Here is a 25,533-nt window from a genome sequence, read left to right as displayed (position 1 = left end):
GGGCCGATGCGACCGGGACCGCGCCGACGGCCGTCGTCCACACCGGGGAGGCGTCGGCGGGCCGGGCCGACGACCGTCGTCCGCACCAGGGGGAGGACCGTGACGAACCGACCAGTCGACGTGCTCGTCGACCTGCGGGCCCGGGTGTCCCGTGAGGCGGCGCTGGTCGCCGTCCTCACCGTGCTGGTGGCCGCCGCCAGCGTGGCATGGGACCTCCCGGCCCGGCTGGCGGGCTGGTCCGCGCAGCACCGCGCGGTGCCGCTCGACCACGTCGTGCTGCTCCTGGCCGTCTCCCACGTGTTCATGGCCGTCTTCGGAGCCCGGCGGGCCGCCGAGCTCAAGGCGCAGTTCCGCCAGCGCGCGCAGGCCGAGGAGGAGCTGCGGGTCCGCGCGCGCACCGACGACCTCACCGCGCTGCTCAACCGCCCCGGGCTGGCCGGGGAGCTGGCGTCCGCGCTGGCCGACACGGCCGCCGGGGGCCCGGACACCACGGTGGTGCTCCTCGACCTCGACCGGTTCAAGGAGGTCAACGACGTCCTGGGCCACGCCGTCGGCGACGCGCTGCTGCGCGCCGTGGCCACCCGGCTCACCGGGGAGCTACCGCCCGACACGGTGCTGGCCCGGCTCGGCGGCGACGAGTTCGCCGTCCTGCTGCGCGGCCGCGACGACGCCGCGACCGGGCAGCTCACCACCGCGCTGCTGGCCGCGCTGCGCCGTCCCTTCGACGTCGACGGTGCGGTCCTCGAGGTCGACGGCAGCGTCGGTGTCGTCTCCAGCCGCGACGGCGCCGACGACCTGCTGCGCGCGGCCGACGTGGCCATGTACGCCGCCAAGGCCGAGCGGTCCGGGGTGGTCGGCTGGTCCCCGGGCCTCGAGCGGTCCGACGCCGCCCAGCTGGCCCTCTTCGGCGAGCTGCGCCGCGCCATCGGCGCCGGCGACCTGCGGGTGCACTACCAGCCGCGGGTCGGCCTCGCCGGCGGCCGGGTGCGGGCCGTGGAGGCGCTCGTCCGGTGGCAGCACCCCCGCCGCGGGACCGTGCTGCCCGGGGAGTTCATCGGCCTGGCCGAGGCGACCGGCCTGATCCGGCCGCTCACCGACGCCGTGCTCGAGCAGGCCCTCGCCGACTGCCGGCGGTGGGCCGACCAGGGGCTGTCGCTGGCCGTCTCGGTCAACCTCTCCGCCCGCAGCCTGCTCGACGAGGAGCTCCCCGACCGGGTCGCCGGCCTCCTGGGCGCCCACGGGCTGCCCCCGTCGTCCCTGGAGCTGGAGATCACCGAGAGCGCCGCGATGAAGGACCCCGACCGGGCGGTGCGGGTGCTCGCCCGGCTGCGCGGACTGGGGTTGCGCCTGTCGGTCGACGACTACGGCACCGGGCACGCGTCGCTGTCCTACCTCAGCCGCCTCCCGGTGGACACGCTCAAGATCGACCGCTCGTTCGTCTCCACCATGGAGCTCGACGGCAACGACCGGGCGATCGTCCGGAGCACCATCGCCCTGGCCCACCACCTGGGGCTGCGGGTGGTCGCGGAGGGCGTGGAGACCCGGCGGACCTGGGGGCAGCTGGCCGCCTTCGGCTGCGACGAGGCGCAGGGCTACTGGCTGGGCCGGCCGGAGCCGGCGGACGACGTCCCGGCCCGGGTGGCCGCGGTCGCCGACCTCCTGGCCGCGCCGCCCCGGGCTCCTGCGCCGGGCCGGGACGGCGGTCGAGCGCCGGCGGCCCCCGTCCAGGCCGGTGCCGCGGACGGACGCAGAGCCTGACCGGGCCCAGGGGGTGACCCGCCCGCGGCCCGGGTAGCCCGGTGCCATGGCGCTCCCCCGTGTCCTCGCCCTCGTCCTCGCCGGCGGCGCCGGCGGCCGCCTGGAGCTGCTCACCGAGCAGCGCGCCAAGCCCGCCGTCCCGTTCGCCGGGGTGTACCGGCTGATCGACTTCCCGCTGAGCAACTGCCAGCACTCGTACATCGGCGACGTGTGGGTGTCGGTGCAGTACAACCCCACGTCGCTGTCGCAGCACCTGGCCAACGGCCAGCCCTGGGACCTCGACCACATGGACGGCGGCCTGCTGACCCTGCCGCCCTACCAGGGCAGCGAGCGCGGCGGGTGGGTCTCGGGCACCGCCGACTCGCTGTGGCGGTACGCGCCGCTGGTCCGCCAGTTCGACCCCGACGCGCTGGTCGTGGTCAGCTCCGACGCGGTCTACAAGCTCGACTACCGGGAGGTGGCCGACGAGCACCTGGAGTCCGGCGCGGAGGTCACGATGGTGACCACCGAGGTCGCCGAGGACGACGCCCCGCGCTACGGGATCGTCGAGGTCGGCGACGGCGGCCGGGTCACCGACTACGCCTACAAGCCCGAGCAGCCGCGCACCACGACGGCGACCAACGAGGTGTTCGTCTTCTCCCCCGGCCCGACCCTCGACCGGCTCGACGCCCTGAGCGCGGAGGTCGGCGACGAGGGCCTGGCCGACCTCGGCAGCCACCTGCTGCCCGCGCAGACCCGCGACGGGCTGGCCCGGGCGCACCCGCTGCGCGGCTACTGGCGCGACGTGGGCACGGTGCCCGCCTACTGGCAGGCCCACCAGGAGTTCCGCTCCGCCGAGCCGCCGCTGGACCTCGACGACCCGCGTTGGCCGGTGCACACCCGCGGCGGCCTGCACAGCGCGGCCCGCGTGCTGCGCGGCGCGGAGGTGGAGGACAGCCTGGTCTCCGGCGGCACCCGGGTGGCCGGCCAGGTGAGCGGCTCGGTGCTCTCCCCCGGCGTCGTCGTGGAAGCCGGGGCCACCGTGGTCGACTCGGTGCTGTTGCCCGGGGTGCGCGTGCGCGCCGGGGCCACGGTGACCCGGGCCGTCCTCGACGACGGCGTGGAGGTCGGCGAGCGGGCCGCGGTCGGCGGGGACGGCGAGATCACCCTGGTCGGCCGGCGGGCCACCGTCGAGGCCGGCGCCCAGGTGAAGGCGGGCGCCCGGCTGCCCGACCCCGACGAGGACTGACCCTGCCCCCCCCCGGGTATGGGAAGCGATACCTGCGTTTCGAGCCCCAGGACGCACGTATCGCTTCCCATGCCCGGGAAGGTCGGCGGCGGTCAGCCCCTCGGCGCCAGCAGCACGGCGAGCGCGTCGGCGCCGAGCAGGTCGGCCACGGCGATTCCCTGCACGCAGCCGGCCACCGCGTTCCACGCACCCGCGGCGCCGTCGGCGGCGGTGAAGCCGCCGTCCAGGAAGGCCCGGACGGCGAGCAGCTGCGCGGTGGCCAGGGTGCGGGTGCGCCCCGAGACGTGCGCGGCCCAGCAGGCCTCGTGCATCGCCGCCGCCCACGGCCGGCGCTCGGCCCGACCCCGGTCGACGGCGGCCAGCCACCGGGCCCGGCCCGCGGCGTCCAGCGCCCGCAGCCCGGCCAGCAGCTCGGTGAGCTCACCGGTCGCGGGGCCGAGGTCGAGCTCGGGCGTGGTCGGCAGACCCGCGCCGGCAGCGGCGGTGAAGGGGCCGGTCAGCTGGCGGTGGACCAGCGGCGGGAGCACCTCGGCGGCCCAGGCGCCCACCGCGGCGTCGGCCAGGACGTCGGCGGCCGCGGCGCGCGTCGCGTCGTCCACCAGGGCCACGGCGGGGTGCTCGGGGCCGAGCACGTCCTCGCGCAGCACCCGCTCCACGGCGGCGGCGTCCCCGATGGTGCTGCGCTCGAGCTGCGCGACGAGGACGGCGGCGCGGTCGGCGCCGACGCAGGTGCGCAGCTGCGGGGCGGCGGCGGCCAGTTCGCGGGCCCGGCGCGACCGGACCGCGAGCGCCGCCCGCTCCGCCCGGTCCCCGCCCGTGGCCGGGTGGACCGCGGCGAGCTGTTCGAGCGCCGCCGCGTCGGCGGCCAGGCCAGCGAGCAGGACATCGGCGACCGCGCGGCCGGCCGGCAGCCGGACCAGGTCGAAGCCGAGAGTGGCGGCACTGACCAGCGAGTAGGGCACGGCGTCTCCCCCAAGACGTAGGTGCCGCCATGCTGACCGCGCCGTCGGGAGGGCGCTACGCGGCCCTCACTCGTTCGCCGGAGGGGAGCCGGCGGCGGCCTGCGCGCCCATCACCTCTCGACCATGGGACGGCCACGGAGAGTTGCTGGGCGCGGTCACGGCTCCCCCACCGCCGGGTGACCCCGGATCGCCGAGGTCGGGGGGTCCGGGCGCCGTGGGTCGGGCGGCGGAAGGGTCGCGCCGTGGCCCCGGGAGGACGCCGGGAGCGTCGCGCCGTGGCCCGGACAGACGACGTGACCCCCGGCTGCGGCGCAGCCGGGGGTCACGTCGGGTCGGGCCGTCGGCCGCCGGGGAAGTCCGGCCGCGCCCGGCCTCCTGCCGGACCCGCGCCGAGCGTGCAAGGCGTGGGGGCAGGGGCAGGGGCCTCTCAGGCGCTCACGGCCTTGTGGACGTCGAGGGCCAGCAGCAGCTGCCCGTCGAGCTTGAACGCGCCGCGGATGAGCTCGCGCGCCGAGCCGTCGAGGGTGTCCGGCGGGGCCTCGAAGTCGGCCGGGTCGACGTCGACGACGTCGGCGATGGCGTCGACGAGCAGGCTGACCGCCTCCCCGTGCAGCCGGACGACGATCACGACGGCGTCGGTGCCCTCGGGCCGCGGCGGCCGGCCCAGCCGCTGGCGCAGCTCGATCGCGGTCACCACCTGCCCGCGCAGGTTGATCAGGCCGGCGACGGCGACGGGGGCGAGGGGCACCCGGGTCAGCCCCTGGCTGCGCAGCACCTCCTGCACGTGCGCCACCTCGACGCCGTACAGGTCGCCGTCGAGCCAGAAGGTGGCCAGCTGGCCGCCGATGGCGGGGGCCCCGCTGTCGGCGGGCCTGGTGGTGGTGGCCATGTCAGACCTCCAGGAGGGAGCCGGGGACGCCGTCCGGCGTCGTGGTCGCGAGGGCGGAGGGGTGGGCGAGGGCGGAGGGGTGGGCGAGGGCGGAGGGGTGGGCGAGGGCGGAGGGGTGGGCCGAATAGAACGCCGGGTCGGCGGCGAGGATCGCGGCGCGGACGTCGAGCAGCTCGGTCACCTTGTCGCCGAGCACCGCCGAGCCGAGCAGGCCCAGGTCGTCGATGTCGCTGCGGATCGCCGCCTCGCCGTCGACGATGTCGAGGATCTCCTCGACCGCGATCGCCACGCTGCGTCCGCGGTCGGTGTAGACGATGACCTCGAGGACCTCGCGGTCGGTCTCGCCGTAGGCGCCCAGGTGTCGGTCGAGCCGGACGATCGGCAGGATCGCGCCGCGGTACTGCACGACCTCCCGGTTGCCGACCCGCTCCACCGACTCGGCGCGCACCTGCTCCAGGCGGGTGACGGTGTCCAGCGGGATCGCGACGCGGCGGCCGCCGCCGATGGCGGCCAGCAGCATCCGCTGGCGCTCGGCCTCGCTCGCCGCGGCCCGCAGCGCGGCCTCGCGGGACTCCTGGCGCTCGGTGGTCTCGGTGCGCAGGGCACGCCGGGCCAGGGCCTGCACGTCGAGGATGAGCGCCACGGTGCCGTCGCCCAGGACGGTCGCGCCCGAGTACAACCCGATCGCCTTGAGCTGGCCGCCGACGGCCTTGACCACGATCTCCTCGGTGTTGATGACGCGGTCGACGACGAGGCCGAAGCGGCGGCCCTCCGAGCGGAGGACGGCGATGACGACGTGCCCGTCGTGCCGCTCGGAGGTCAACCCGAGGACGTCGGTGAGCCGGACCAGCGGGAGCAGCTCGCCGCGCAGCCGGTACACCGGCGCGCCGCCGACCTCCTCGACGGCGGTGGCCGCCTTCTCGGCGTCCAGGGCGACCAGCTCCTGCAGGCTGATCTGCGGGATGGCGTAGCGGTCGCCGGCGCACTCGACGGTCAGCGCCGGGACGATGGCCAGCGTCAGCGGGATGCGCAACCGGGTGCAGGTGCCGTGCCCGGGGACCGACTCGACCTCGATGGTGCCGCCGATGGACTCGATGTTGGTCTTGACGACGTCCATGCCGACGCCGCGGCCGGAGACGTTGGTGACCGCCGCGGCCGTGGAGAAGCCGGGCAGGAAGATCAGCTGCAGGACGTCCTGCGGGTTCATCCGGGCGAGCGCGTCGGCGGTGATCAGTCCCCGCTCGACGGCCTTGGCGCCGACCTTGGCCGGGTCGATGCCGGCGCCGTCGTCGGCGACCTCGACCACGACCTGGCCGCTCTCGTGCTTGGCGCGGAGGGTGAGCACGCCCTCGGTCGGCTTGCCGGCGGCCCGGCGGGCCTCGGGGGCCTCGACGCCGTGGTCGACGGAGTTGCGGACCAGGTGGGTCAGCGGGTCCTTGACCGCCTCGAGCAGCGTCTTGTCCAGCTCGGTGTCGCGGCCCTCCATCTCGAGGCGGATGGACTTCTGCAGCTGCAGGCCCAGGTCGCGGACGACGCGCGGCAGCTTGGACCAGATGTGGTCGATCGGCTGCATGCGCGTCTTCATGACGCCCTCCTGCAGCTCGCTGGCGATGAGGTTGAGCCGCTGCGAGGCGCGTACCAGGTCGGTGTCGTTGGAGCGGCCGACGTACTGGACGATCTGGTTGCGGGTCAGCACCAGCTCGCCGACCAGCAGCATCAGCTCGTCGAGCAGGTCGACGTCGACCCGGATGGTGCTGTCGGCGACCGCCCGCCGGGACTGCCGGCCGCCGCTGTCGGCGGCGGGGGCGGCGTCGCCGTCGTGCAGGTCGGCGGGCTCGACCGCGGGCTCGGGTCGTGGGGCCGGCGCCGTGGGTGGCGCCGGAGCCTCGGCGGTCGGGACGGCGGGGGTCGGGACGGCGGCCTCGGGGTCGGCGTCCTCGGAGGCGGCGGCCTCCGCGTCGACGGCGGCCTCGGGAACGGCCTCGGGGACGGCGTCCTCCGCGTCACCGGCGGCGGGGGCGGGCGGGACGGCGTCCTCCGCGTCACCGGCGGCGGGGGCGGGCTCGACGGCGGGGGCGGGCGCCGCGGCCGGGGCGTCGTCCATCGCGGCGCTGATGGCCGCGACCACGGCGGAGACGTCCACCGAGCCCTCACCGCCGGTCGCCTCGATGGAGGCGAGCAGCGCGCGGACGGTGTCGACCATCTGCAGCAGCACGCTGGTCCGGTGCGGGGTCAGCGCCAGCTCGCCGTCCCGCAGCCGGGACAGCATGTTCTCCCCGACGTGGGTGACCTCCTCCAGCCGGGAGAAGGCCAGGAAGCCACTGGTGCCCTTGATCGTGTGGATCGTGCGGAAGATGCTCGACAGCCGCTCGCGCGAGTCGGGCTCCTGCTCGAGGGCGACCAGGTCGGTGTCCAGCTGGTCGAGGTTCTCGTGGCTCTCGACCAGGAACTCCTCGACGATGTCGTCCAGACCGTCCACGGATGCTCTCTCCCTCGTCCTGCCCGGCGTCCGGGCCTCTCGGTCTGTCATCGGCAGGCCCGGCCCGGTGTGAAGGCGAGGGCGCCGGGTCCACCTCCTCGGGCCGCGCGACCAGGTCGCGCGGCTGCTGCGCGGTGGCGGCCTCCGCGGCAGCCGTCGCCACGGCCTCGACCGCGCTCCTCGCCGCGCCCGCCGTGCGGCACGCCCTGGACCGGGGCTCGATCGGCTGGTCCTGCTCGGTCCCGGAGCCGGGTGGGGACCCGGCTCCGGGAGTGCGGTCAGTAGGTGAAGCGGGCGACGCTGCCGCGCAGGTCGGCGGCCATCCGGGAGAGCTCCTCGACGGAGGTGCGTGCCTGGGTGAGCGCCTGGGTGGTCGACGACGCCCCGGAGGACACGGCCGCGATGTTGTCGGTGATCTGCCCGGTGGAGGCCGCGGCCTCGGCGGCCGAGCGGGCCATCTCGCTGGTCGTGGCGGTCTGCTCCTCCACGGCGCTGGCGATGGTGGCCTGCCGGTCGGAGATCTGGGTGACGATGCCGGAGATCTCCCCGATCGCGGTCACCGCCGCACTGGTGTCCCCCTGGATGGACTGCACCCGGCGGGCGATGTCCTCGGTCGCCTTGGCCGTCTCCTGGGCCAGCTCCTTGACCTCGTTGGCCACCACGGCGAAGCCCTTGCCCGCCTCCCCTGCCCGCGCCGCCTCGATGGTGGCGTTGAGCGCCAGCAGGTTGGTCTGCTCGGCGATCGAGGTGATCACCTTGACCACGTCCCCGATCTCCGTCGAGGAGACCCCCAACTTGGTCACGGCCGCGGAGGTCTCCTCGACCGCCGTGACCGCCCGCGTGGCCACCTGCGCGGCGGCTGTGGCGTTGGAGGCGATCTCCCGGATCGACGCCCCCATCTGCTCGGCTCCGGCCGCCACGGTCTGCACGCTGCCGGCCACCTCGCCCGCGGCACCGGACACCACCGACGACTGCGCAGCGGTCTCGTCCGCAGACGCAGCGATCTGACCCGACGACGCCGACAACTCCTGGGACGACGCCGCCACCGCGTCCGCCGACGACACCACCGACGCCATCACCTCCCGCAGGTTGCCGACGGCGAGGTCGAGGGCCGCTGCCGTGCGACCGACCTCGTCGTCCTGCTGGACGCCGCTGACCCGGGTCAGGTCGCCGACCGACAGAGCGGTGGCCACCGACATCACCGCGGAGAGCGGGCGGATGATGCGCCGAGCCACGGCCAGAGCGATCCCCAGCACCAGCAGCGCGCTGAGGACGATGACGGCGATCATGATGCGGGTGGTCCGCTCCTGGGCGTCCGCGGCGGCCGCCTTAGCGGCCTCGACCCGCTTGCCGAGGGAGTCCTTCAGCTGCGTGGTGGCGTCGATGATGTCGAAGTAGATGGGCCAGCTGCCCTCCATCAGCAGCTTGTCGGCCGCGGCCGTGGTGGCCGGTGTGTCCTGGGCGTAGAGGGCGACGATCTGGTCGTCGGTCTCGAGGAAGTCCCCGTAGAGGCTCTCGATCTCGTCGCGCGCGGCGGCCTCGTCGGCGGTCAGCGGATCTGCGGCCATCACGTCCAGGTCGCCGAGCAACTGCTCGCTCAGGTCACGGAAGCCGGTCCGGTGGTGGCTGTTCTCGTCGACCGCCGCGGGCGCCCCGTAGAGGCGCACGTCCCAGGCGTAGGACACCTGCCAGCCGCTCAGGTCGGCGTTGTAGTACTCCATCCGCTGGGCATGGCCCAGCGCGGTCTCCAGCGAGTTGATCTCGTCCAGGGTCGCTCCCGCGTCGCCCAGCCCGGCGATGCCGAACCCGCCCAGCGCGAGGGTGGCGGCCATGCCGGCGGCGCCGACCGCGAGGATCTTGCCGCGGACGCCGATGTGGCGACTCCGTCGAGGTGCTCTCGGGCTCTCAGTCATGCCGTGTGCTCCTTGCCCTTCTTCGGCTCTCGGTTCGACCGGTCGGTGGAAATGGGCGGCGTCACGCGCCGGGAACTGGTTCACCCGGCTCGGAGACCACAGGCGCCGCATGCGGAAAAATAAAGGTGCACCGGGCCGCCGTCGACGCGTCGGGAGGCGTGTCGGAATGGCCGCGCAAAAATGGTGGGCCATCGCATCGAAGATGTCGACATGGCGCCGTGAACGGCACTCGGGAGCCCTCCTTGGAAATGCGACGGCCGGGGTGGGATCGCGGTGCGATCCCACCCCGGCCGAGTGCCGAGTGCCGAGTTCAGTAGGTGAAGCGGGCCACCGTGGTGCGCAGCTCGGCGGCCATCCGGGACAGCTCGTCGACGGCGGTGCGGGTCTGGGTCAGCGCCTGGGTCGTCGACTCTGCAGCCGTGGAGACCCCGGTGATGTTGTGGGCGATCTCGCTGCTGCCCCCGGCGGCCTCGGCCACCGACCGCGACATCTCCTGGGTGGTGGCGGTCTGCTCCTCCACCGCCGAGGCGATCGTGGTCTGGAAGTCGTTGATCTGCCCGATGATCTCGTTGATCCGCCCGATCGCGCCCACCGCGCCGGAGGTGTCGCCCTGGATGGACTGCACCCGGCGGGCGATGTCCTCGGTGGCCTTGGCCGTCTCCTGGGCCAGCTCCTTGACCTCGTTGGCCACCACCGCGAAGCCCTTGCCCGCCTCGCCGGCGCGGGCCGCCTCGATGGTGGCGTTGAGCGCCAGCAGGTTGGTCTGCTCGGCGATCGAGGTGATCACCTTGATCACGTCGCCGATCTCCTTGGAGGACTCGCCCAGCCGGGTCACCTGCGCGGTGGTGGTCTCGGCCTCGGTCACCGCCGTCGCGGCCACCCGGGCGGCTTCGGCGGCGTTCTGGCTGATCTCCCGGATGCTGGCGCCCATCTGCTCGGCACCCGCCGCCACGGTCGCCACGCTGCGGGACACCTCCTCGGCCGCCGAGGACACCACACCCGACTGCGCCGCGGTCTCCTCCGCCGACGCCGAGATCTGCGCCGAGGACGCCGACAGCTCCTCGCTGGAGGTGGCCACCGCCTCCGCCGAGGCCACCACCGACGCCATCACCGACCGCAGGACGGCCAGCGCCTCGTCCAAGGAGGTGCCCATGCGCCCCAGCTCGTCCTTCGAGGACAGGCTCACCGTCTGCGTCAGGTCGCCGGCCGCGATGGCCGCCGCGACGTCCTGCACCCGGCGGGTCGCCCGAGCGATGCCCGCGGCCACGACCATCCCGACCGCCACGGCGAGCAGGATGCCCACCACCAGGATGGCGATCGAGGTGACCCGCTGGGTCGCCGCGTCGTCGCGCGCGGCGTCGGCCGCGGCCTGGGCGGCCTGCTGCTCCCCCTGCACCAGCGTGTTGAGCGGGTCCTCGATCTTCGCGGTCAGCGGCTTGACCTGCGCCTCGTTGAGGGCCGTCCAGCTGTCGTAGTCGTTGCTCAGGGCGAAGGGGGCGAGGACGCTGCGCTGCAGCTCGAGGTAGTCGGCGTAGGACTGCTCGGCCTGGGTCAGCAGGGCGTCCTCGTCCTGCGTCAGGCCCCGCTCGCGGTAGCGCTGCGCCGCCTGCTCGAAGCGCGTCTCGATGTCGTCGAGCCCGTCCAGCACCTGCTGGGACTGGGCCGGGTCGCGGGTGAGCAGAGCGTCACGGGCGGCGATCCGCGAGTCCTTCATGGCCCCCCGCATGGACGTGACGTCGGTGACGCCCTGCACGTTGAGCGCGTACAGGTCGGCGGTCCGGGCAGCGGTGGTGTTCAGCGCCTGCAGCCCCAGGACACCGACGACTGCGGCGATCAGTGCGGCGACCCCGACGGCGGTGAGGACCTTGGTCTTCACTCCCCGGTCGGCGAACCAGGGGAACCGTCGCCGTCCGGCGTCGGCAGGTGCGGTGGCGCTCATGGCGGGTCTCCAAAGGAGGCAGGAAGTGGCGGCGGAGGAGCCGTTCTCGACTCCTGGGTTCTCGACCCGCCGGCACAGATGTTGAGGCGCCCACGGCGCGCAGGCGAACATTTCCGCGAGCGCGGTCCGAATTGTTGTCGAAAGGGTGGTCGACCTCTGATCCGGGCGCCATTTGTCGACATTTCGACCCGGCGGGAGCGGGAGCGGGGGTGATGGCCGCCGGCGCGATCGGCACCGTCATGCAGGCGGCGGACCACCGAACGTGACCAGCGACGAGGCGCACGGGATCGGGGCCCGACCGGTGACGGCGCTCAACCCGACGGTGGCCACGCTCCACCGTCGACGCGGCGACCGTCGTGGAGGACCACTCCGGAGACTGCTCCAGCCGCGGGCCGCCCCGTCTCCCGGTCCCCGTGACCCGTGCGGGCTCGGTCAGGCCTGGGCGCGCAGGGCGTCGAAGAAGGACGTCGCCCAGTGCTCGAGGTCGTTCCTGAACACCTGCCGGCGCATCGCCCGGATCCGCTTGGCACCCTCGGCCGGTTCGATCCGCAGGGCGCGCAGCAGCTGGGTCTTCACGCCGGTGATGTCGTGCGGGTTGACCAGGAACGCCTGGCGCAGCTCCGCGGCGGCGCCGGCGAACTCGGAGAGCACCAGGGCGCCACCGAGGTCGCCGCGGGCCGCGACGTACTCCTTGGCGACCAGGTTCATGCCGTCCCGGTACGGCGTGACGAGCATGACGTCGGCGGCCCGGTAGAGGGCGGCCAGCTGCTCGCGCGGCACCGACTGGTTGAAGTAGTGGACCGCCGGCCCGCCGATCGAGCCGAAGACACCGTTGATGTGGCCGACCTGCTGCTCGATCGTCTCGCGCATGTGCACGTAGTGCTCGACCCGCTCGCGGCTGGGCGTGGCGACCTGCACCAGCACCGTCTGCGGCGCCTCGATCGCGCCGTCCTGCAGCAGCTCCTCGAAGACCTGCAGCCGCAGGTTGATCCCCTTGGTGTAGTCCAGCCGGTCCACCCCCAGGACGATCTTGTCCGGGTTGCCGAGCTCGGCGCGGATCTCCTCGGCCCGTTTGACGACCTCGGGGGAACCGGCCAGCTCGTCGAAGGCCTGCGCGTCGATGGAGATGGGGAACGCCCGCGCGGTGACCGTCCGGCCCTCGTACTCGATCGTGGAGCCGCGGGTGGGCAGGTCGTGCAGCCGGCGGGCGAGCTGGACGAAGTTGGCCGCCGCGGTGGGCCGCTGGAAACCGACCAGGTCGGCGCCGAGCAACCCCTCCACGATCGCCGAGCGCCAGGGCAGCTGGGTGAACAGCTCGAAGGGCGGGAAGGGGATGTGCAGGAAGAACCCGATGGTCAGGTCGGGGCGGTGCTGGCGCAGCAGCGCCGGCACCAGCTGCAGCTGGTAGTCGTGCACCCACACGATCGCGCCCTCGGCGGCGACCTCGGCGGCCCGGTCGGCGAAGCGCCTGTTGACCTGGACGTAGGTGTCCCACCACGTCCGGTGGTACTCGGGCTTCTCGACGACGTCGTGGTACAGCGGCCACAGCGACGCGTTGGACATGCCCTCGTAGTAGCGGTCGACCTCCTCCTCGGAGAGCGCCACCGGGACGAGCGACACCCCGCCGGACTCGAACGGCTCGGGGGCCGCTCCCGCCGAGCCCGCCCAGCCCACCCAGGCGCCGCCGCGCCCGGCGACGAAGGGCTCCAGCGCGGTGACCAGGCCGCCGGGGCTGCGCTGCCACTGCGTCGTACCGTCCGGGTCGGTCACCTGGTCGACCGGCAGCCGGTTGGCCACCACGACGACGGGGCTGTCCGCCCGCTCGCGTCCAGACGTTGTCGGAGTCATACCGCCTCGACCCTACTGAGCCCGTCGGGTCCACGCTCCCGGGGAGCCGCGCCGGCCCACGGACGAGCGGCCCGGCCGGGGGATCTCCCCCCGGCTCGACGGTGCGCAGCCACTCGGCGAGCAGCGGCTCGGCCTGGGTGGTGAGCCGGGCCGGCGCCTGCTGGGTGTCCCCGGCCGGGCGCGGGGCGCCGGCCTCCTCCCGCCGGGTCACGAGTCGACCGTGCAGCTCAGGAGCCCACCCGGGCGGCGAGGGCGTACCCGGCCGCCGCCGCGCCCAGCCCCAGCAGCAGCGTCGCGGCCACGTAACCCAGACCGCGGGCGAGTGCCCGCTGCTCGGCCAGCCGCACCACGTCGGCGCCGAACGTGGAGAACGTGGTCAGCGTGCCGCAGAAGCCCGTCCCGACCAGGGCGACCACCGCCGGGGGAGTGGCGGCGGCCCCCAGCACCAGCCCGAGCAGCGCGCTGCCGGCCACGTTGGCCGCCAGCGTGCCGCGCGCGGGGTCCCGGCCGCCCCGGGCCGCCAGCCGGGTGACCAGCAGCCGCAGCGGGGCGCCGACCAGCGCACCGGCCGCCACCAGCAGCGGCGTCACCGGGCCCGGCGGCCCCGCACCGCCACGGCGCCGGCGGTCACCGCGAGCACCCCGCCGAGGACCGAGACGAGCACGTAACCGGCGGCCAGCGCGCCGGCCCCGGCGTCGGTGAGCTCCACGACCTCCACGGCGAACGTGGAGTACGTCGTGTACCCGCCGAGCACCCCGACGCCGAGCAGCGGCCGCACCCACACGGGTTCGGGGGAGCGGGCGGCGAGGCCGGCGTAGAGGGCGCCGAGCAGCAGGCAGCCGGTCAGGTTCACCAGCAAGGTGGCCCAGGGCCACCCGGCGGGGGAGTGCGGCAGCGCCGTCCCCACCCCCCAGCGGGCCAGGGCCCCGATCGCACCGCCCAGCGCGGCCAGCAGGTAGGCCATCGATGCCCCCGTCCATCCGCGACGATCATGGACCTGCGGTGCCGACACACCGGCGTCTCTCGGCGAGTCGCATCCGCGAGCCCGTGATCGCCGCGGGTCAGCGTTCCCGGACGCCCGTACCCGGGTGGTCGTGGCCGCTACGCTCGCCGCCGTGAGGGATGTGCTCGTCGAGGTGCCCGAGGCGTTGCTCGCCGAGCGCCGCCGGCTGGGCCTGGACGGGCGGGACGAGATGTGGGAGGGCGTCGTCCACGTGGTGCCGCCGGCCGGCGGGCCGCACCAGCGGCTGGCGTTCCGTCTGGGGCTCGCCCTGGGCCCCTTGGCCGAGCGGCTGGGGCTGATCGCCTCGCACGAGACCGGGCTGTTCCGCGCCGCCGACGACTACCGGGTTCCCGACCTGCTCTTCTGCCGCCCGGAGCACGCCTCCGAGCGGGGGGCGGAGGGCGCCGAGCTGGTCGTCGAGGTCCGGTCTCCCGGGGACGAGACCTACGCCGAGCTCGAGTTCTACGCCGCGGTGGGCGTCCGCGAGGTGCTCGTCGCCCACCCGGACGACCGCACCGTCGAGCTGTTCCGCCTGGCCGGTGACCGGATGCTGCCGGTCACCGGGGACGCGGAGGGGGCGGTGCGCAGCGACGTCCTCGGCGTGCGCCTGCTCACCGGCGACTCCGGGCTGCACCTGAGCTGGGCCGACGGCGCGACCACCGTCTGAACCCGGCCCGCAGCCCCCTCCCGGGCGCGCGAGCCCGGCTGACCGGGTCACCGGCACGGAGGAGGTCCGACCCCGTCCGCCGTCTCCACGGCTGCGCGCAGCGCCCGTCCGCCCCGCGGGACCCGCCCCGTCAGCCGACGGCGGCCTCGACGTCGTCCATCACGAGGTCGGCCGCGATCGGGCCGGAGGCGCTGCTCCAGACCGAGCCGTCGACCTCGGTCGCCGTCCCGCCCTGGACGGCCGTGAGGCGGCTGAACGCCGGCTGCGAGCGCGCGGCCTCCAGCGCGGCGCCGCCCTGGGCGCCGAAGGCGGCCAGGAACAGCCGGTCGGCGTCGACCTGGTCGAGGTTCTCCAGGGACAGCGGGTCGCTGTGCGGCCGGGTACCGAGGTCGACCGCCGCCTGCAGCGGCTCGGCCCCGGCGGCCTGCAGCAGCGAGCCGGGCATGGTGGTCGCGTTCATGAGCACCGGCCCGTTGGCCGCCCACCGGACGACGGCGGCGCTCCCCCGGAGCACGCCCGTGCCGGCCAGCGCGGCCGCCCGGTCGGCGACGGCGTCCAGCTTCCCGGTGAGCTCGTCGTCGGCCCCCAGCGCCTCGGCATAGGCGTGCAGCGGCGCCTGCCAGTCCCCGCGCTCGGGCGTCTCGGGCACCACGGTCGGCGCGATCGCCGCCAGCGCGTCGTACTGGGCCTGCTCCAGGCCGGCGGCGGCCAGGATCAGGTCCGGCTCGGCTTGCAGGACCGCCTCCAGGTTCGGCTCGGCCACCGTGGCGACCACCGGGATGTCCGCGGCCGCGCCGCCGAGGTAGCCCGGCGGGGCGTCGCCGCCGCGGCTGGCCGTGGTGCCGACGGGGGTGACGCCGACCGACAGCGCCACGTCGAGCGCGGACTCGGCGAGGGCGATCACGCGCTGGGGCTCGGCGGGGACGGTCACGTCGCCGTACAGGGTGTCCACCGTGGTGTCCTCGGCGACGTCCGTCGGCGACGCGGACGACGACGAGGGGGACGACGAACCGCCGCACGCGGTCAGTGCCAGGGCCAGCCCGGCGGCCGTTCCGGTCAGCAGGGCCCGGCGCCGGCGCGCCGCGGGCAGGTGGGTCACGAGGTCCTCCGCAGGGTCGGGGCAGCACCGACAGCCGGTGCCCGGCGGTAGGTTAGCCTTACCTAAGTGAGGAGCCGCAACCGGGGAGGGTGACGGGTGGACCGGGTACTGCTGCGCGGGCTGCTGCCCGCCCTGGCCGCGCTGGTCCTCGCCGTCCTGGCCAGCCTCGCCCTCGGCGCCGGCGAGGTGGGCCCCGGGCGGGCGCTGGCCGTCCTGGCCGGCGGCGGGGACGACGACGCCCGGTTCGCCGTCCTGCAGCTGCGGGTGCCGCGCACGATGGTCGCCGTCGCGGTCGGTGTCGCGCTGGGCGTCGCGGGCGCCGTCCTGCAAGCTGCCGCCCGCAACCCGCTGGCCGAGCCCGGCCTGCTCGGGGTGAGCGCCGGCGCGTCGTTCGCCGTCGTCCTGGTCATCGCCGCCGGCGCGAACGCGGCCACCCTCGGGCCGTGGGTCGCCGTGGCCGGGGCGGGCGCCGGCTGCCTGCTCGCGGTGGGCGCCGCCCGGCTGCGCGGCACGGGCGAGGACCCGGTCCGCCTGGTGCTGGCCGGGGCGGCGCTGTCCGGCCTGCTGGGCGCGGCCACCTCCGTCGTCCTCCTGCTCGACCAGCGGACCGCCGACGAGGTGCGGTTCTGGACGGTCGGCTCGGTCGCCGGCCGCGACCTCGCCACCCTCGCGCAGGTCGCGTCGGTGCTGGCCGGTGGCCTGCTGCTCGCCGGCCTGGCCGCCCGGCCCCTGTCCGCGCTGACCCTCGGCGACACCGTCGCCCAGGGGCTGGGCCACCGTCCCGCCCGCACCCGGGTCGTCGCCATGGCGGCGGTCGCGCTGCTGGTGGGAGGCGCGGTCGCGGCCTCGGGCCCGATCGCGTTCGTCGGGCTGGTCGTGCCCTTCCTGGCCCGCGCGCTCGGGGGCCCCGACCTGCGCCGGGTGCTCGCCGTCTCGGTCGTCCTCGGCCCGGTCGTGGTGCTCGCCGCCGACGTGGCCTCGCGGCTGGTGGTGCGCCCCTACGAGATGCCCCTCGGCGTGGTGACGGCGCTGATCGGCGCGCCGGTCCTGGTGGCCGTGGTCCGCTCCGGCCGGATGCCGGCGCTGTGACCGCGACCGCGCCGCCCGCCGGCGCCACCGCGCCGACCGCCGGCACCGCGCCCGCCCCGCCGGGCACGTGGTGGCTCGGGCTGCTCGGGCGCTCGCTCCTGGTCGACCGCCGGGCGCTGACCGCCGCCACCGCGCTGGCGGTGCTCGTCGTCGCCACCGTGGCCGTCAGCCTCGCCGTCGGCACCGCCGCGGTGCCCCTGACGCGCACCCTGCCCGCCGTGGTCGGCGCAGGAGAACCCCGCGACGTCCTGCTGGTGCAGCAGCTGCGGCTGCCGCGGGTCGCCGCCGGCCTGGCCGTGGGCGCGGCCCTGGGCGTCGCCGGCGTGCTGCTGCAGACCCTGGCCCGCAACCGGCTGGCCACGCCCGACACGGTCGGCCTCAACGACGGCGCGGCCGCGTTCGCGGTGGCCAGCGTGGTCGCCGTCCCCATGTCGCTGGCCCCGTCGGCGTCCGCGCTGGTCGGGTCGGCGACGGCCGCGGCGCTGGCCGTCGGGCTGGCCGGCGGTGCCGGCCGCCGCGGCTACCGCTTCCTCGTCGTCGGGCTCGGGGTGGGCGCCGCGCTGGGCGCGGTCACCCAGCTGGTACTGGCCCGGGCACCGATCGACGAGGCCAACCGGGCGTTCCCCTGGACCATCGGCAGCCTCAACAGCCGCGCGCCCACCGCCGTCGCCGTCCTGGCCGTCGGGCTGGCCGTCGCCCTGCCGGTGGCAGTCGTCCTGGGCCGGCAGCTGCGGCTGCTGCGGCTGGCCGACGCCGTCGTCCTCGGGCTCGGGCAGCGGGTGGGCCGGATCCGGCTGGGGGTGATCGCCACCGCGGTCGTCGCGGCCGGCCTGTCGGTGGCGACCGCCGGCCCGCTCGGCCTGGTCGCCCTGCTGGCCCCGGAGATCGCCCGCAAGGCCGCCGGGCCGCGGGTCGTCCCGGTGGTCGGCGCGGCGCTGGCCAGCGCCCTCGTCGTGCTGCTGGCCGACCTGGTGGGGCGCACGGTCGCCGCGCCGGTCGAGCTGCCCGCGGGCATCGTCACCGCCGTCCTCGGGGGCCCCTACCTGCTGTGGCTGCTGCTGACCACCCGGACGAGGAGGATGCCGTGAGCACCCTGGAGGCCACCCGACCCGCCCGTGCGGTCGACCCCGCCGACCTGGCCACCGAGCGACTGGACCTCGGCTACGACGGCACCCTCGTCGTCCGGGCCCTGGACCTGCAGCTGCCGCCCGGGGAGGTGACCGCGATCGTCGGGCCCAACGGCTGCGGCAAGTCCACCCTGCTGGGCGCGCTCGCCCGCGTGCACGGCCCCCAGGGCGGCGCGGTGCTCCTCGACGGCCGCGACCTGGCCGGCCTGCGCCCGCGGGACGCTGCGCGGCGGATCGGGCTGCTCCCGCAGCAGGCCGAGGCGCCCGACGGGCTCACCGTCCGCGACCTGGTCCGCTACGGCCGGCACCCGCACCAGGGGCTGCTGCGGCAGTGGTCGCCGGAGGACGCCGCGGCGGTGCACCGGGCCCTGGCCGCCGCCGACCTGCTCGACCTCGCCGACCGGCCGCTCGACACGCTCTCCGGCGGTCAGCAGCAGCGCGCCTGGATCGCGATGGTCGTCGCCCAGGAGACCGCGGTGGTGCTGCTCGACGAGCCGACGTCCGCGCTCGACCTCGGCCACCAGCTGGAGGTGCTCGACCTGGTGCACGACCTGGCGGCGCAGGGGCGCACCGTCGTCCTGGTGCTGCACGACCTGTCCACCGCCTGCCGGCACGCCGACCACCTCGTCGCTCTGCGCGACGGACGGGTCGTCGCCGAGGGGACGCCGGCCGGCGTGGTGACCGCCGAGCTGGTGCGCGACCTCTACGGCGTGGAGGCGACCGTGCTGCGCGACCCGGTCGCCGGCACCCCGGTCGTCTGCCCGGCCCGCCGGGCGGGACGGCGGCAGGAGCCACGGCCGCACGCCGACCCCGGACGTCGGTGAAACGCCGTCCCGCCACGTGCCGGGTACCCCGTGGTGTCCCCCCCCCGGCCGAGGACGGTGACCGGGGCGTTCCCCTCCGCGGGAGGATGGCACCCGTGCCCGCTCCCTCCGCCACGGGGCCTCCCCGGTGAGCCTCGCACTGGTGGTGGCGGTGACCGTGGTCTGCGCCCTGCTGGTCCTCGCCGGGCTGGCCTCCACCCTCGCCCGGCGCCGGATCGGCCTGCTGCACCTGTGGGGGGCGGCGCTGCTGGAGGTGCTGCTCGTGGTGCAGACGGTGCTCGCCGTCGTCGCGCTGGTCCGCGGGGAACGCCCGGAGGAGACCGCGACGTTCCTCGGGTACCTGGCCGGCATCGTGCTGGTGCCGGTCGCCGGGGCGCTGTGGGCCCGCTCGGAGCCGACCCGCTGGGCCGGCACGGTGCTGGCGGTGGCCGGCGCCACGGTCGCCGTGATGGTCTGGCGACTGCTGCAGCTGTGGGAGGCGACCGGTGGCTGAGCCGGCAGGGAAGCGGTCCACGGCCGCCGGCACGACCGCCGGCGGCCCCGGCCGCGTGTTGGTGGCGGTCTACGGGGTGTTCACGCTGGCCGCCGGCTCGCGCGCCGTCGTCCAGCTGGCCACCCGCTTCTCCGAGGCGCCCGTGGCCTACCTGCTCTCCGCGTTCTCCGCGGTGGTCTACGGCGTGGCGACGGTGGCGCTGGCCCGCGGCGGGCGCCGCACCGCGCTCGCCGCGATCTCGGTGGAGCTGGCCGGCGTCCTCGTCGTGGGGACGCTGTCCCTGGCGGACCGGGCGGCGTTCCCGGACGAGACGGTGTGGTCCGGGTACGGCCAGGGCTACCTGTTCGTCCCGCTGGTGCTGCCGGTGGTGGGCCTGTGGTGGCTGCGCCGGTCGCGGCGAGCGCAGGGCGCGCCCACCGACGAGCCGCCATCGAGCAGCTGAGGTTCCGCGTATCCCCAGTCGATCATGGGGTTGTGGCCGACCGCGACGGCGTGTCCCGCCGTGTCGCCGACAACAACCCCATGATCGACGAGGCGCCGCGCCCACCGCCCCCGCAGGGGGTCAGAAGTCCCCGCCGCCGAAGTCACCGCCGAAGTCACCGCCGAAGTCACCGCCGGGGTCACCGCCGGGGTCCGACCAGCCGGCGTCGGCGCCACCGGCGAAGTCCCCACCGGGGTCCCCTCCGTAGTCGCCGGCCTCGGCGCCGTCCGTGTAGCCGGCGGCGTAGGCCTCCTCGTCCCCGCCGCCGAAGAGCCCGCCGTCCCCCAGGCCGGTGTCGAACAGGGCGTCGGCGACCGCCGTCCCGACCACCAGACCACCCACGGTGCCCAGCAGGCTGGCGCCGACCATGCTGCCGAAGCTCGGGCCGTAGCCGCCCCCGTAGCCGGACCCGTAGCCGCCGCGGCCGCCGCCGTAGCCGCCGCCGCCGCCGCCGAAGGCGCGCTCGAGGGTGCCCGGCTGGCGCAGCTCGGCGCGGGTGGCGGCGCGGGCGAGGGTGCGCGGGTCGTCCGAACGGGGCCGCTCCGAGGACGGCACCGCCGCGGCCAGCTGCACCAGCACCTGCTGCCGCTGATCGGGGGTGAGCTGGGAGAAGGCCTCCGCGTGCGCCTCCTCGACCTTGTCCGGGGGCGCGGTGCGCAGCAGGTAGCGGTAGCGCTCGATCGCCTGCTCGTCGGCGGAGCGGCCGGCCGACGGCTGCGGTGGCGGCGGCGCGCCGTAGCCGCCGGAGGCGGGTGCGTACCCCTGGTCGGCGTACCCCTGGTCGTAGCCGGATCGACGGCGGCCGAAGAGCCGGTCGAGCAGTCCCATGGCGATCGTCTCCCTCCGGGTGGTGCACGTCCCGCCCCGTCGCTGGGTTCCCGCCCGGTCGCCGCCCACACCTCCCGGCAGCGGGTGTCAGCCCTGCGGGCTCTCCAGCAGCCGGTAGGCACCCCGGTGGAAGAGCAGGGGACGCCGACCCTCGTCGGCACCCAGGTCGAGCACCCGGGCGGTGACGACGGTGTGGTCGCCGCCGTCGTACTCGGCCCACAGCTCGCAGTCGACCCAGGCCACGACGTCGGCCAGCACCGGCTGCCCCAGCCGGCTGGGCCGCCACGACACGCCGGCGAACTTGTCGACGCCGGAGCTGGCGAACCCGTCCGACAACTCGGTCTGTTCCTCGGCGAGGACGTTGACGCAGAACCGGCCCAGCTCCCGCAGCCGCGGCCAGGAGCGCGAGCTGCGGGCCGGCGCGAAGACCACCAGCGGCGGGTCCAGCGACAGCGAGCTGAACGACTGACAGGTGAAGCCGACCGGCCCCTCGGAAGCCAGCGCCGTGACGATGGTGACCCCGGAGGCGAAGTGGCCCATCACCCGGCGCATCGTCGTCGAGTCGACGACCTCACCCTCGGGCACCGGCTGCGTCTCGCTCACACCGCCCAGCCAACCACGGGCGTCACCCGACGGGGGCCGAGCGGGGGACCGAGCGGCCGCCGGCGCGGTACAGCGAACTGGGCAGGTCGCGGCCCACGGCGTCCTCGGCGACCCGGGCGGCGGCGAGAACGGCGTCGAGGTCGAGCCCGGTGTGCACCCCGGAGTCCTCGAGCCAGTAGACGAGCTCCTCGGTGGCGATGTTGCCGCTGGCGCCGGGGGCGAACGGGCAGCCGCCGAGCCCGCCGACCGAGGAGTCCAGCTGCCTCACCCCGGCCTGGACGGCGGCCAGCGCGTTCGCCTGGCCGGTGCCGCGGGTGTCGTGGAAGTGCACCCCCACCTCGACGCCGGGGCAGGCGCGGCGGACGGCGTCGAGCAGCTGCACCACCCGCAGCGGGGTGGTCGTCCCGATCGTGTCGCCCAGGCACAGCCGGTCGGCACCGGCGGTGACCGCGGCCCGGGCGACGTCCACGGTGCGGGGGATCGGCGTGCGGCCGTCGAACGGGCAGTCCCACGCGGTGGCGATGACCACCTCGAGCGAGCCGTCGGCTGCGTGGGCCAGGCCCGCGATCTCCCCGACCGCCCCGACCGCCTCGGCGGTGGAGCGCCCGGCGTTGGCCCGGCTGTGCCCGTCGGAGGCGGAGACGACGTACTCCAGGTCCGCCATCCCGGCGTCCACGGCGCGGGTCGCTCCCCGCGGGTTGGCCACGAGGGCGGAGAAGTGCACGCCGGCGAAGCGGTGCAGCTCGGCCGCCAGCCGGTCGGCGTCGGCCAGGGCCGGCACGGCCCGCGGCGAGACGAAGGAGGTCACCTCGATCCGGCGGACGCCGGTGGCCACGAGCGCCTCGAGCATCGCCAGCTTGCCCTCCAGCGGCACGGGCGCCTCGAGCTGCAGGCCGTCGCGCATGCCGACCTCGCGGATGTCCACGGTGGCCGGCAGCACCAGGTCGAACTCGTGCACGGCAGCTCCCCTCGTCGGAACCCGGGTGCGGCTGCCCATCCTGCCCTCCCGGAGGTTCCACGTGGAACCGCCCGGGGCAACCAGGTGGAGGACCTGCAGGAAGGGGCGGCTGGTCGTGCAGGATGTCCGGCACGGAGGTGGGATGTGACGAACGCGGTGGGCAGGCTGCCCCCGGCCGACCGTCGGAGCGCGTTCGCGAACGCACCGATGGGCATCGTGCTCGCCACGCCCTCCGGTCTGGTCGTGGACGCCAACCCGGCGTTCGCGGAGATGGCCGGCAGCGCGGCGGAGGACCTCTACGGCGCCTCGGTGCTCGACCTCATCCACCCCGAGGACCGCCCGGCCGCGGTCGAGGCCTACACCGAGCTGGCCGAGCGGCGCCGGATGATGCGGCACGAGACCCGGCTGGTGCGGGGCGACGAGGACGTGGTCCCGGTGCAGGTCACGTCGTCCTGGGTGGAGGGGACGCCGGAGGGCGACCCGCCGCACCTGGTGATGATCGTGGAGGACATCACCGAGCGGAAGGCCCTCGAGGCCGCGCTGGTGCACCGCTCGCTGCACGACCCGCTGACCAGCCTGCCCAACCGCATCCTGTTCAACGACCGGTTGCGGCACGCCCTGGAGCGCGGCCACCGCGAGCGCACCTCGACCTGCCTGCTCGGCATCGACCTGGACGGCTTCAAGGAGATCAACGACGAGTACGGCCACCCGGTCGGCGACTCGGTGCTGGTGGCCTTCGCCGAGCGGCTGACCTCGGTGCTGCGGGCCAGCGACACCGCGGCCCGCGTCGGGGGTGACGAGTTCAACATCGTGTGCGAGAACAGCGAGCGGGCCGACGCCGAGGCGCTGGCCGAGCGGCTGCGGCACACCGTCACCGAGCCCCTGCAGGTGCGCGGGGGGCTGACCATCCCGCTCGGCATGAGCATCGGGATCGGCACCGTGGCCGGCGGCACCGACCCCGTGCAGGCCTTCGAGCTGCTCATCCGCGAGGCCGACGAGGCGATGTACGCCGACAAGGCCGCCCGCCGGCACTGAGTTCGCCCCCCCCCCCCCGGGGCACCGCCCCGAGCTCGCGAGGGGTGGGGAGGAGGGGGTCCTCGTTCAGCGGGTCGCCGGCTCCGGCTCCCGCCGGGCGGGCACGGTGGACGCCGGGGCGAGCCGCGCGCCCTCGACGTCGAGGTCGGGCAGCAGCCGGTCCAGCCAGCGCGGCAACCACCAGGCCGAGCGGCCGAGCAGCGCCAGGACGGCGGGCACCAGCGTCATCCGGACGACGAAGGCGTCGCACAGGATGCCGACGGTCAGGCCGAAGGCGATGGCCTTGACCACGACGTCGTCGATGGTGACGAAGCTGGCGAAGACCGAGAACATGATCAGCGCGGCCGCCACGACCACCCGGGAGGCGTGCCGGGCCCCGGCCAGGACCGCCGCCCGCGGCGCGGCCCCGTGCACGTACTCCTCGCGCATCCGGGAGACGAGGAAGACCTCGTAGTCCATGGCCAGGCCGAACAGCACCGCCATGAGGATGACCGGCATGAAGCTGATGACCGGCCCCGTCGTCGGGACGCCGAACAGGTCGGCCAGCCAGCCCCACTGGAACACCGCGACCACGGCACCGAAGGACGCGCCCACCGACAGCAGGAACCCGACCGCGGCCTTGACCGGCACCAGGACCGACCGGAAGACCAGCAGCAGCAGGACGACCGCCAGGCCGACGACGACCACGGCGAAGGGCAGCAGCGCCCGGTCGAGCCGGTCGGAGACGTCGATGGCGACGGCGGTCTGACCGGTGACCGAGACGTCGGCGCCGGTCCGGGCCTCCAGCTGCGGGGCGAGGTCGCGCAGCGCGGCGACCAGGTCGCCGGTCGCCTCGTCCTGCGGCCCGCTCTCGGGGACGACGGTGACCAGCGCGGCCGTGCCCCCGGGCAGCACGGTCGGTGCGGCGTAGGCGACGTCGGCCAGGCCGCCGGCGAACCGCCCCGGGGTCTGGGTGGGGGTGCCGCCGATGGCGACCGCGACCTGGCCGGCGGCCTGCGCGGCGGTGGCCGGGTCCAGGCCGTCGACCAGGACGACCAGCGGGCCGTTGAGGCCGGGGCCGAACGTCTCGCCGATCAGGTCGTGGGCCTGCCGCTGCGGGGTGTCCTCGGCGGCGGAGCCGTTGTCCGGCAGCGCCAGCCGCAGCTGCGCGGCGGGGAGGGCGAGCACGCCGAGCCCGATGACCGTGACCAGCACGGTCAGCAGCGGGCGGCGGGTGACCAGGGCGGCCCAGCGCTCGCCCATCGGGCGGGCCCCGCCGTCCTCGGCGGCGCTGGCGACCTCCCGGCGGGCCGTGCGCGAGCCGGGCCGGGGGGCGAGCCGCCGTCCGGCGAAGCCCATGAGGGCGGGCAGGAGGGTGAGCGCGACGAGGACGGCGACCAGCACGGTCGCGGCGGCCGCCAGCCCCATGACCGTGAGGAAGGGCAGGCCGACGACGGCGAGCCCGGACAGCGCGACGACCACGGTGAGGCCGGCGAAGACCACCGCCGTCCCGGCCGTGCCGGTGGCCCGCGCCGCGGACTCCTCCGGGTCCGTGCCCGAGGCCAGCTGGGTGCGGTGCCGGGACAGGATGAACAGCGCGTAGTCGATGCCGACCGCCAGGCCGATCATCAGCGCCAGCGTCGGCGCGGTCGAGGACAGCGAGATCAGGCCGGAGACGCCGAGCAGCCCGCCCAGGCCGACGCCGATGCCGATCAGCGCCGTCAGCAGGTTCATGCCGGCGGCCAGCAGCGAGCCGAAGGTGACGACCAGCACCAGGACGGCGACGGCGACGCCGACGAACTCGGTGGGGCCGACGTGCACGCCGGTGGTGCCGAACGCGCCGCCGCCGACGGCGACCTGCAGGCCGGCGTCCTCCGCCGCCTGCGTGGTCCCCTCCAGCGCGTCGAGGCTGCCGTCGTCGAGACCCTCGCGCTGCACCGGGTACTCGACGGTGACCAGGGCGGCGCGGCCGTCGGGGGTGATCGCCCGGCTGGTGAACGGGTCGGCCACGGCGGCGACCTGCGGCGCCTGCGCGGCCCGAGCCACCACCTCGGAGATGGCGGCCGCGTACCGCGGATCGGCCACGGTGGCGCCGTCCGGGGCGACGAAGACGATCTGCGCGCTCACCCCGGCGGCCTGCGGCTGCAGCTCGGCCAGCCGGTCGAGCGCGGCCTGCGACTCCGAGCCGGGGATGGCGAACTCGTCGTCGAAGGAGCCGCCCGCGGTGACCAGGACCGCGACGACGGCGGCGAGCACGACCGCCCAGCCGGCGGTGACCAGCCGGCGGGAGCGGTAGGCGGCCCGGCCGAGCCGGGCGAGCAGGGTGGCCAT

General features: G+C 75.7%; 22 protein-coding genes. 9 read left to right on the top strand and 13 right to left on the bottom strand.

Going from position 1 to position 25,533, the window contains the following annotated elements; all coding sequences use genetic code 11:
- Positions 1–99: 99 nt before the first annotated feature.
- Together DQ238_RS07885 and DQ238_RS07880 are read left to right on the top strand one after the other, a co-directional pair.
- Complete coding sequence (locus tag DQ238_RS07885; protein WP_158550731.1) at positions 100–1,758, top strand: bifunctional diguanylate cyclase/phosphodiesterase; 1,659 nt, start codon at positions 100–102, stop codon at positions 1,756–1,758.
- A 46-nt stretch (positions 1,759–1,804) separates the two neighbouring features.
- Entirely contained in the window at positions 1,805–2,986 is a 1,182-nt protein-coding gene (locus tag DQ238_RS07880) for a glucose-1-phosphate adenylyltransferase family protein (protein WP_113780727.1), read from the top strand.
- Between the two features lie 92 nt (positions 2,987–3,078).
- Here DQ238_RS07880 and DQ238_RS07875 read toward each other — a convergent pair whose 3' ends face one another.
- From DQ238_RS07875 to DQ238_RS07840, 8 genes are all read right to left on the bottom strand, one after another.
- Complete coding sequence (locus DQ238_RS07875; RefSeq protein ID WP_113780726.1) at positions 3,079–3,948, bottom strand: hypothetical protein; 870 nt, start codon at positions 3,946–3,948, stop codon at positions 3,079–3,081.
- A gap of 427 nt (positions 3,949–4,375) precedes the next feature.
- The gene (locus DQ238_RS07870; protein WP_113780725.1) at positions 4,376–4,837 is read right to left on the bottom strand and encodes a chemotaxis protein CheW; all 462 of its coding nucleotides are present in this window, start codon (positions 4,835–4,837) and stop codon (positions 4,376–4,378) included.
- A gap of 1 nt (position 4,838) precedes the next feature.
- A complete protein-coding gene (locus DQ238_RS07865; protein WP_113780724.1) occupies positions 4,839–7,316 on the bottom strand; it encodes a chemotaxis protein CheW in 2,478 nt (825 codons plus the stop codon).
- A 278-nt stretch (positions 7,317–7,594) separates the two neighbouring features.
- Positions 7,595–9,229 (bottom strand): methyl-accepting chemotaxis protein, encoded by a 1,635-nt coding sequence (locus tag DQ238_RS07860; protein WP_113780723.1) that lies wholly within the window; start codon positions 9,227–9,229, stop codon positions 7,595–7,597.
- Between the two features lie 310 nt (positions 9,230–9,539).
- Positions 9,540–11,168, bottom strand: coding sequence for a methyl-accepting chemotaxis protein (locus tag DQ238_RS07855; protein ID WP_113780722.1), 1,629 nt, complete (start codon positions 11,166–11,168; stop codon positions 9,540–9,542).
- Between the two features lie 432 nt (positions 11,169–11,600).
- Entirely contained in the window at positions 11,601–12,968 is a 1,368-nt protein-coding gene (locus tag DQ238_RS07850) for a trehalose-6-phosphate synthase (RefSeq protein ID WP_305037557.1), read from the bottom strand.
- 275 nt (positions 12,969–13,243) lie between these two features.
- The gene (locus DQ238_RS07845; protein WP_113780720.1) at positions 13,244–13,606 is read right to left on the bottom strand and encodes a CrcB family protein; all 363 of its coding nucleotides are present in this window, start codon (positions 13,604–13,606) and stop codon (positions 13,244–13,246) included.
- Positions 13,603–13,980 (bottom strand): CrcB family protein, encoded by a 378-nt coding sequence (locus tag DQ238_RS07840; protein WP_113780719.1) that lies wholly within the window; start codon positions 13,978–13,980, stop codon positions 13,603–13,605. Before DQ238_RS07840 ends, DQ238_RS07845 begins: the two co-directional genes overlap by 4 nt.
- 151 nt (positions 13,981–14,131) lie before the next feature.
- On the opposite strand from DQ238_RS07840, the gene DQ238_RS07835 reads away from it, so the two are divergent.
- Positions 14,132–14,686 carry a Uma2 family endonuclease gene (locus DQ238_RS07835; RefSeq protein ID WP_147263025.1) on the top strand — a complete coding sequence of 185 codons (555 nt, stop codon included), beginning with the start codon at positions 14,132–14,134 and terminating at the stop codon, positions 14,684–14,686.
- 130 nt (positions 14,687–14,816) lie between these two features.
- Here the strand turns inward: DQ238_RS07835 and DQ238_RS07830 are convergent, their stop codons facing one another.
- Positions 14,817–15,785, bottom strand: a complete 969-nt coding sequence (locus DQ238_RS07830; protein ID WP_113780717.1) for an ABC transporter substrate-binding protein — start codon at positions 15,783–15,785, stop codon at positions 14,817–14,819.
- Positions 15,786–15,881: 96 nt separating this feature from the next.
- Here DQ238_RS07830 and DQ238_RS07825 point away from each other — a divergent pair, with 96 nt between their 5' ends.
- The 5 genes from DQ238_RS07825 to DQ238_RS07805 all read left to right on the top strand — a co-directional run bounded on the left by DQ238_RS07825 (position 15,882) and on the right by DQ238_RS07805 (position 19,760).
- Positions 15,882–16,874: an iron ABC transporter permease gene (locus DQ238_RS07825; RefSeq protein ID WP_113780716.1), complete on the top strand. Its 993-nt coding sequence runs from the start codon at positions 15,882–15,884 to the stop codon at positions 16,872–16,874.
- On the top strand, positions 16,871–17,962 hold the full coding sequence (locus tag DQ238_RS07820; RefSeq protein ID WP_113780715.1) for an iron chelate uptake ABC transporter family permease subunit: 1,092 nt from the start codon (positions 16,871–16,873) through the stop codon (positions 17,960–17,962). The genes DQ238_RS07825 and DQ238_RS07820 overlap by 4 nt, the downstream gene beginning before the upstream one ends.
- Positions 17,959–18,825 (top strand): ABC transporter ATP-binding protein, encoded by an 867-nt coding sequence (locus DQ238_RS07815; protein WP_233495801.1) that lies wholly within the window; start codon positions 17,959–17,961, stop codon positions 18,823–18,825. Before DQ238_RS07820 ends, DQ238_RS07815 begins: the two co-directional genes overlap by 4 nt.
- A gap of 127 nt (positions 18,826–18,952) precedes the next feature.
- Entirely contained in the window at positions 18,953–19,318 is a 366-nt protein-coding gene (locus DQ238_RS07810; protein ID WP_113780714.1) for a hypothetical protein, read from the top strand.
- On the top strand, positions 19,311–19,760 hold the full coding sequence (locus tag DQ238_RS07805) for a hypothetical protein (protein WP_113780713.1): 450 nt from the start codon (positions 19,311–19,313) through the stop codon (positions 19,758–19,760). Before DQ238_RS07810 ends, DQ238_RS07805 begins: the two co-directional genes overlap by 8 nt.
- 120 nt (positions 19,761–19,880) lie before the next feature.
- Here DQ238_RS07805 and DQ238_RS07800 read toward each other — a convergent pair whose 3' ends face one another.
- The 3 genes from DQ238_RS07800 to DQ238_RS07790 all read right to left on the bottom strand — a co-directional run bounded on the left by DQ238_RS07800 (position 19,881) and on the right by DQ238_RS07790 (position 22,188).
- Positions 19,881–20,627, bottom strand: a complete 747-nt coding sequence (locus DQ238_RS07800; RefSeq protein WP_113780712.1) for a hypothetical protein — start codon at positions 20,625–20,627, stop codon at positions 19,881–19,883.
- 87 nt (positions 20,628–20,714) lie between these two features.
- Entirely contained in the window at positions 20,715–21,230 is a 516-nt protein-coding gene (locus tag DQ238_RS07795) for a flavin reductase family protein (RefSeq protein WP_233495800.1), read from the bottom strand.
- 22 nt (positions 21,231–21,252) lie between these two features.
- Entirely contained in the window at positions 21,253–22,188 is a 936-nt protein-coding gene (locus DQ238_RS07790) for a hydroxymethylglutaryl-CoA lyase (protein ID WP_113780711.1), read from the bottom strand.
- Positions 22,189–22,332: 144 nt separating this feature from the next.
- Here DQ238_RS07790 and DQ238_RS07785 point away from each other — a divergent pair, with 144 nt between their 5' ends.
- Positions 22,333–23,223, top strand: coding sequence for a sensor domain-containing diguanylate cyclase (locus tag DQ238_RS07785; RefSeq protein ID WP_113780710.1), 891 nt, complete (start codon positions 22,333–22,335; stop codon positions 23,221–23,223).
- A gap of 66 nt (positions 23,224–23,289) precedes the next feature.
- On the opposite strand, the gene DQ238_RS07780 is transcribed toward DQ238_RS07785, so the two are convergent.
- On the bottom strand, positions 23,290–25,533 hold the full coding sequence (locus DQ238_RS07780) for an MMPL family transporter (RefSeq protein WP_113780709.1): 2,244 nt from the start codon (positions 25,531–25,533) through the stop codon (positions 23,290–23,292).

The organism is Geodermatophilus sp. TF02-6, from assembly GCF_003319115.1.
Taxonomy (GTDB): domain Bacteria; phylum Actinomycetota; class Actinomycetes; order Mycobacteriales; family Geodermatophilaceae; genus Geodermatophilus.
This window is presented reverse-complemented; position numbering and strand designations above follow the sequence as displayed.

Excerpts from the sequence above, each read along its gene's own strand:
- DQ238_RS07780 (WP_113780709.1), bottom strand. The coding sequence starts at position 25,533 with ATGGCCACCCTGCTCGCCCGGCTCGGCCGGGCCGCCTACCGCTCCCGC.
- DQ238_RS07855 (WP_113780722.1), bottom strand. The coding sequence starts at position 11,168 with ATGAGCGCCACCGCACCTGCCGACGCCGGACGGCGACGGTTCCCCTGG.
- DQ238_RS07800 (WP_113780712.1), bottom strand. The coding sequence starts at position 20,627 with ATGGGACTGCTCGACCGGCTCTTCGGCCGCCGTCGATCCGGCTACGAC.
- DQ238_RS07880 (WP_113780727.1), top strand. The coding sequence starts at position 1,805 with ATGGCGCTCCCCCGTGTCCTCGCCCTCGTCCTCGCCGGCGGCGCCGGC.
- DQ238_RS07870 (WP_113780725.1), bottom strand. The coding sequence starts at position 4,837 with ATGGCCACCACCACCAGGCCCGCCGACAGCGGGGCCCCCGCCATCGGC.
- DQ238_RS07860 (WP_113780723.1), bottom strand. The coding sequence starts at position 9,229 with ATGACTGAGAGCCCGAGAGCACCTCGACGGAGTCGCCACATCGGCGTC.
- DQ238_RS07840 (WP_113780719.1), bottom strand. The coding sequence starts at position 13,980 with ATGGCCTACCTGCTGGCCGCGCTGGGCGGTGCGATCGGGGCCCTGGCC.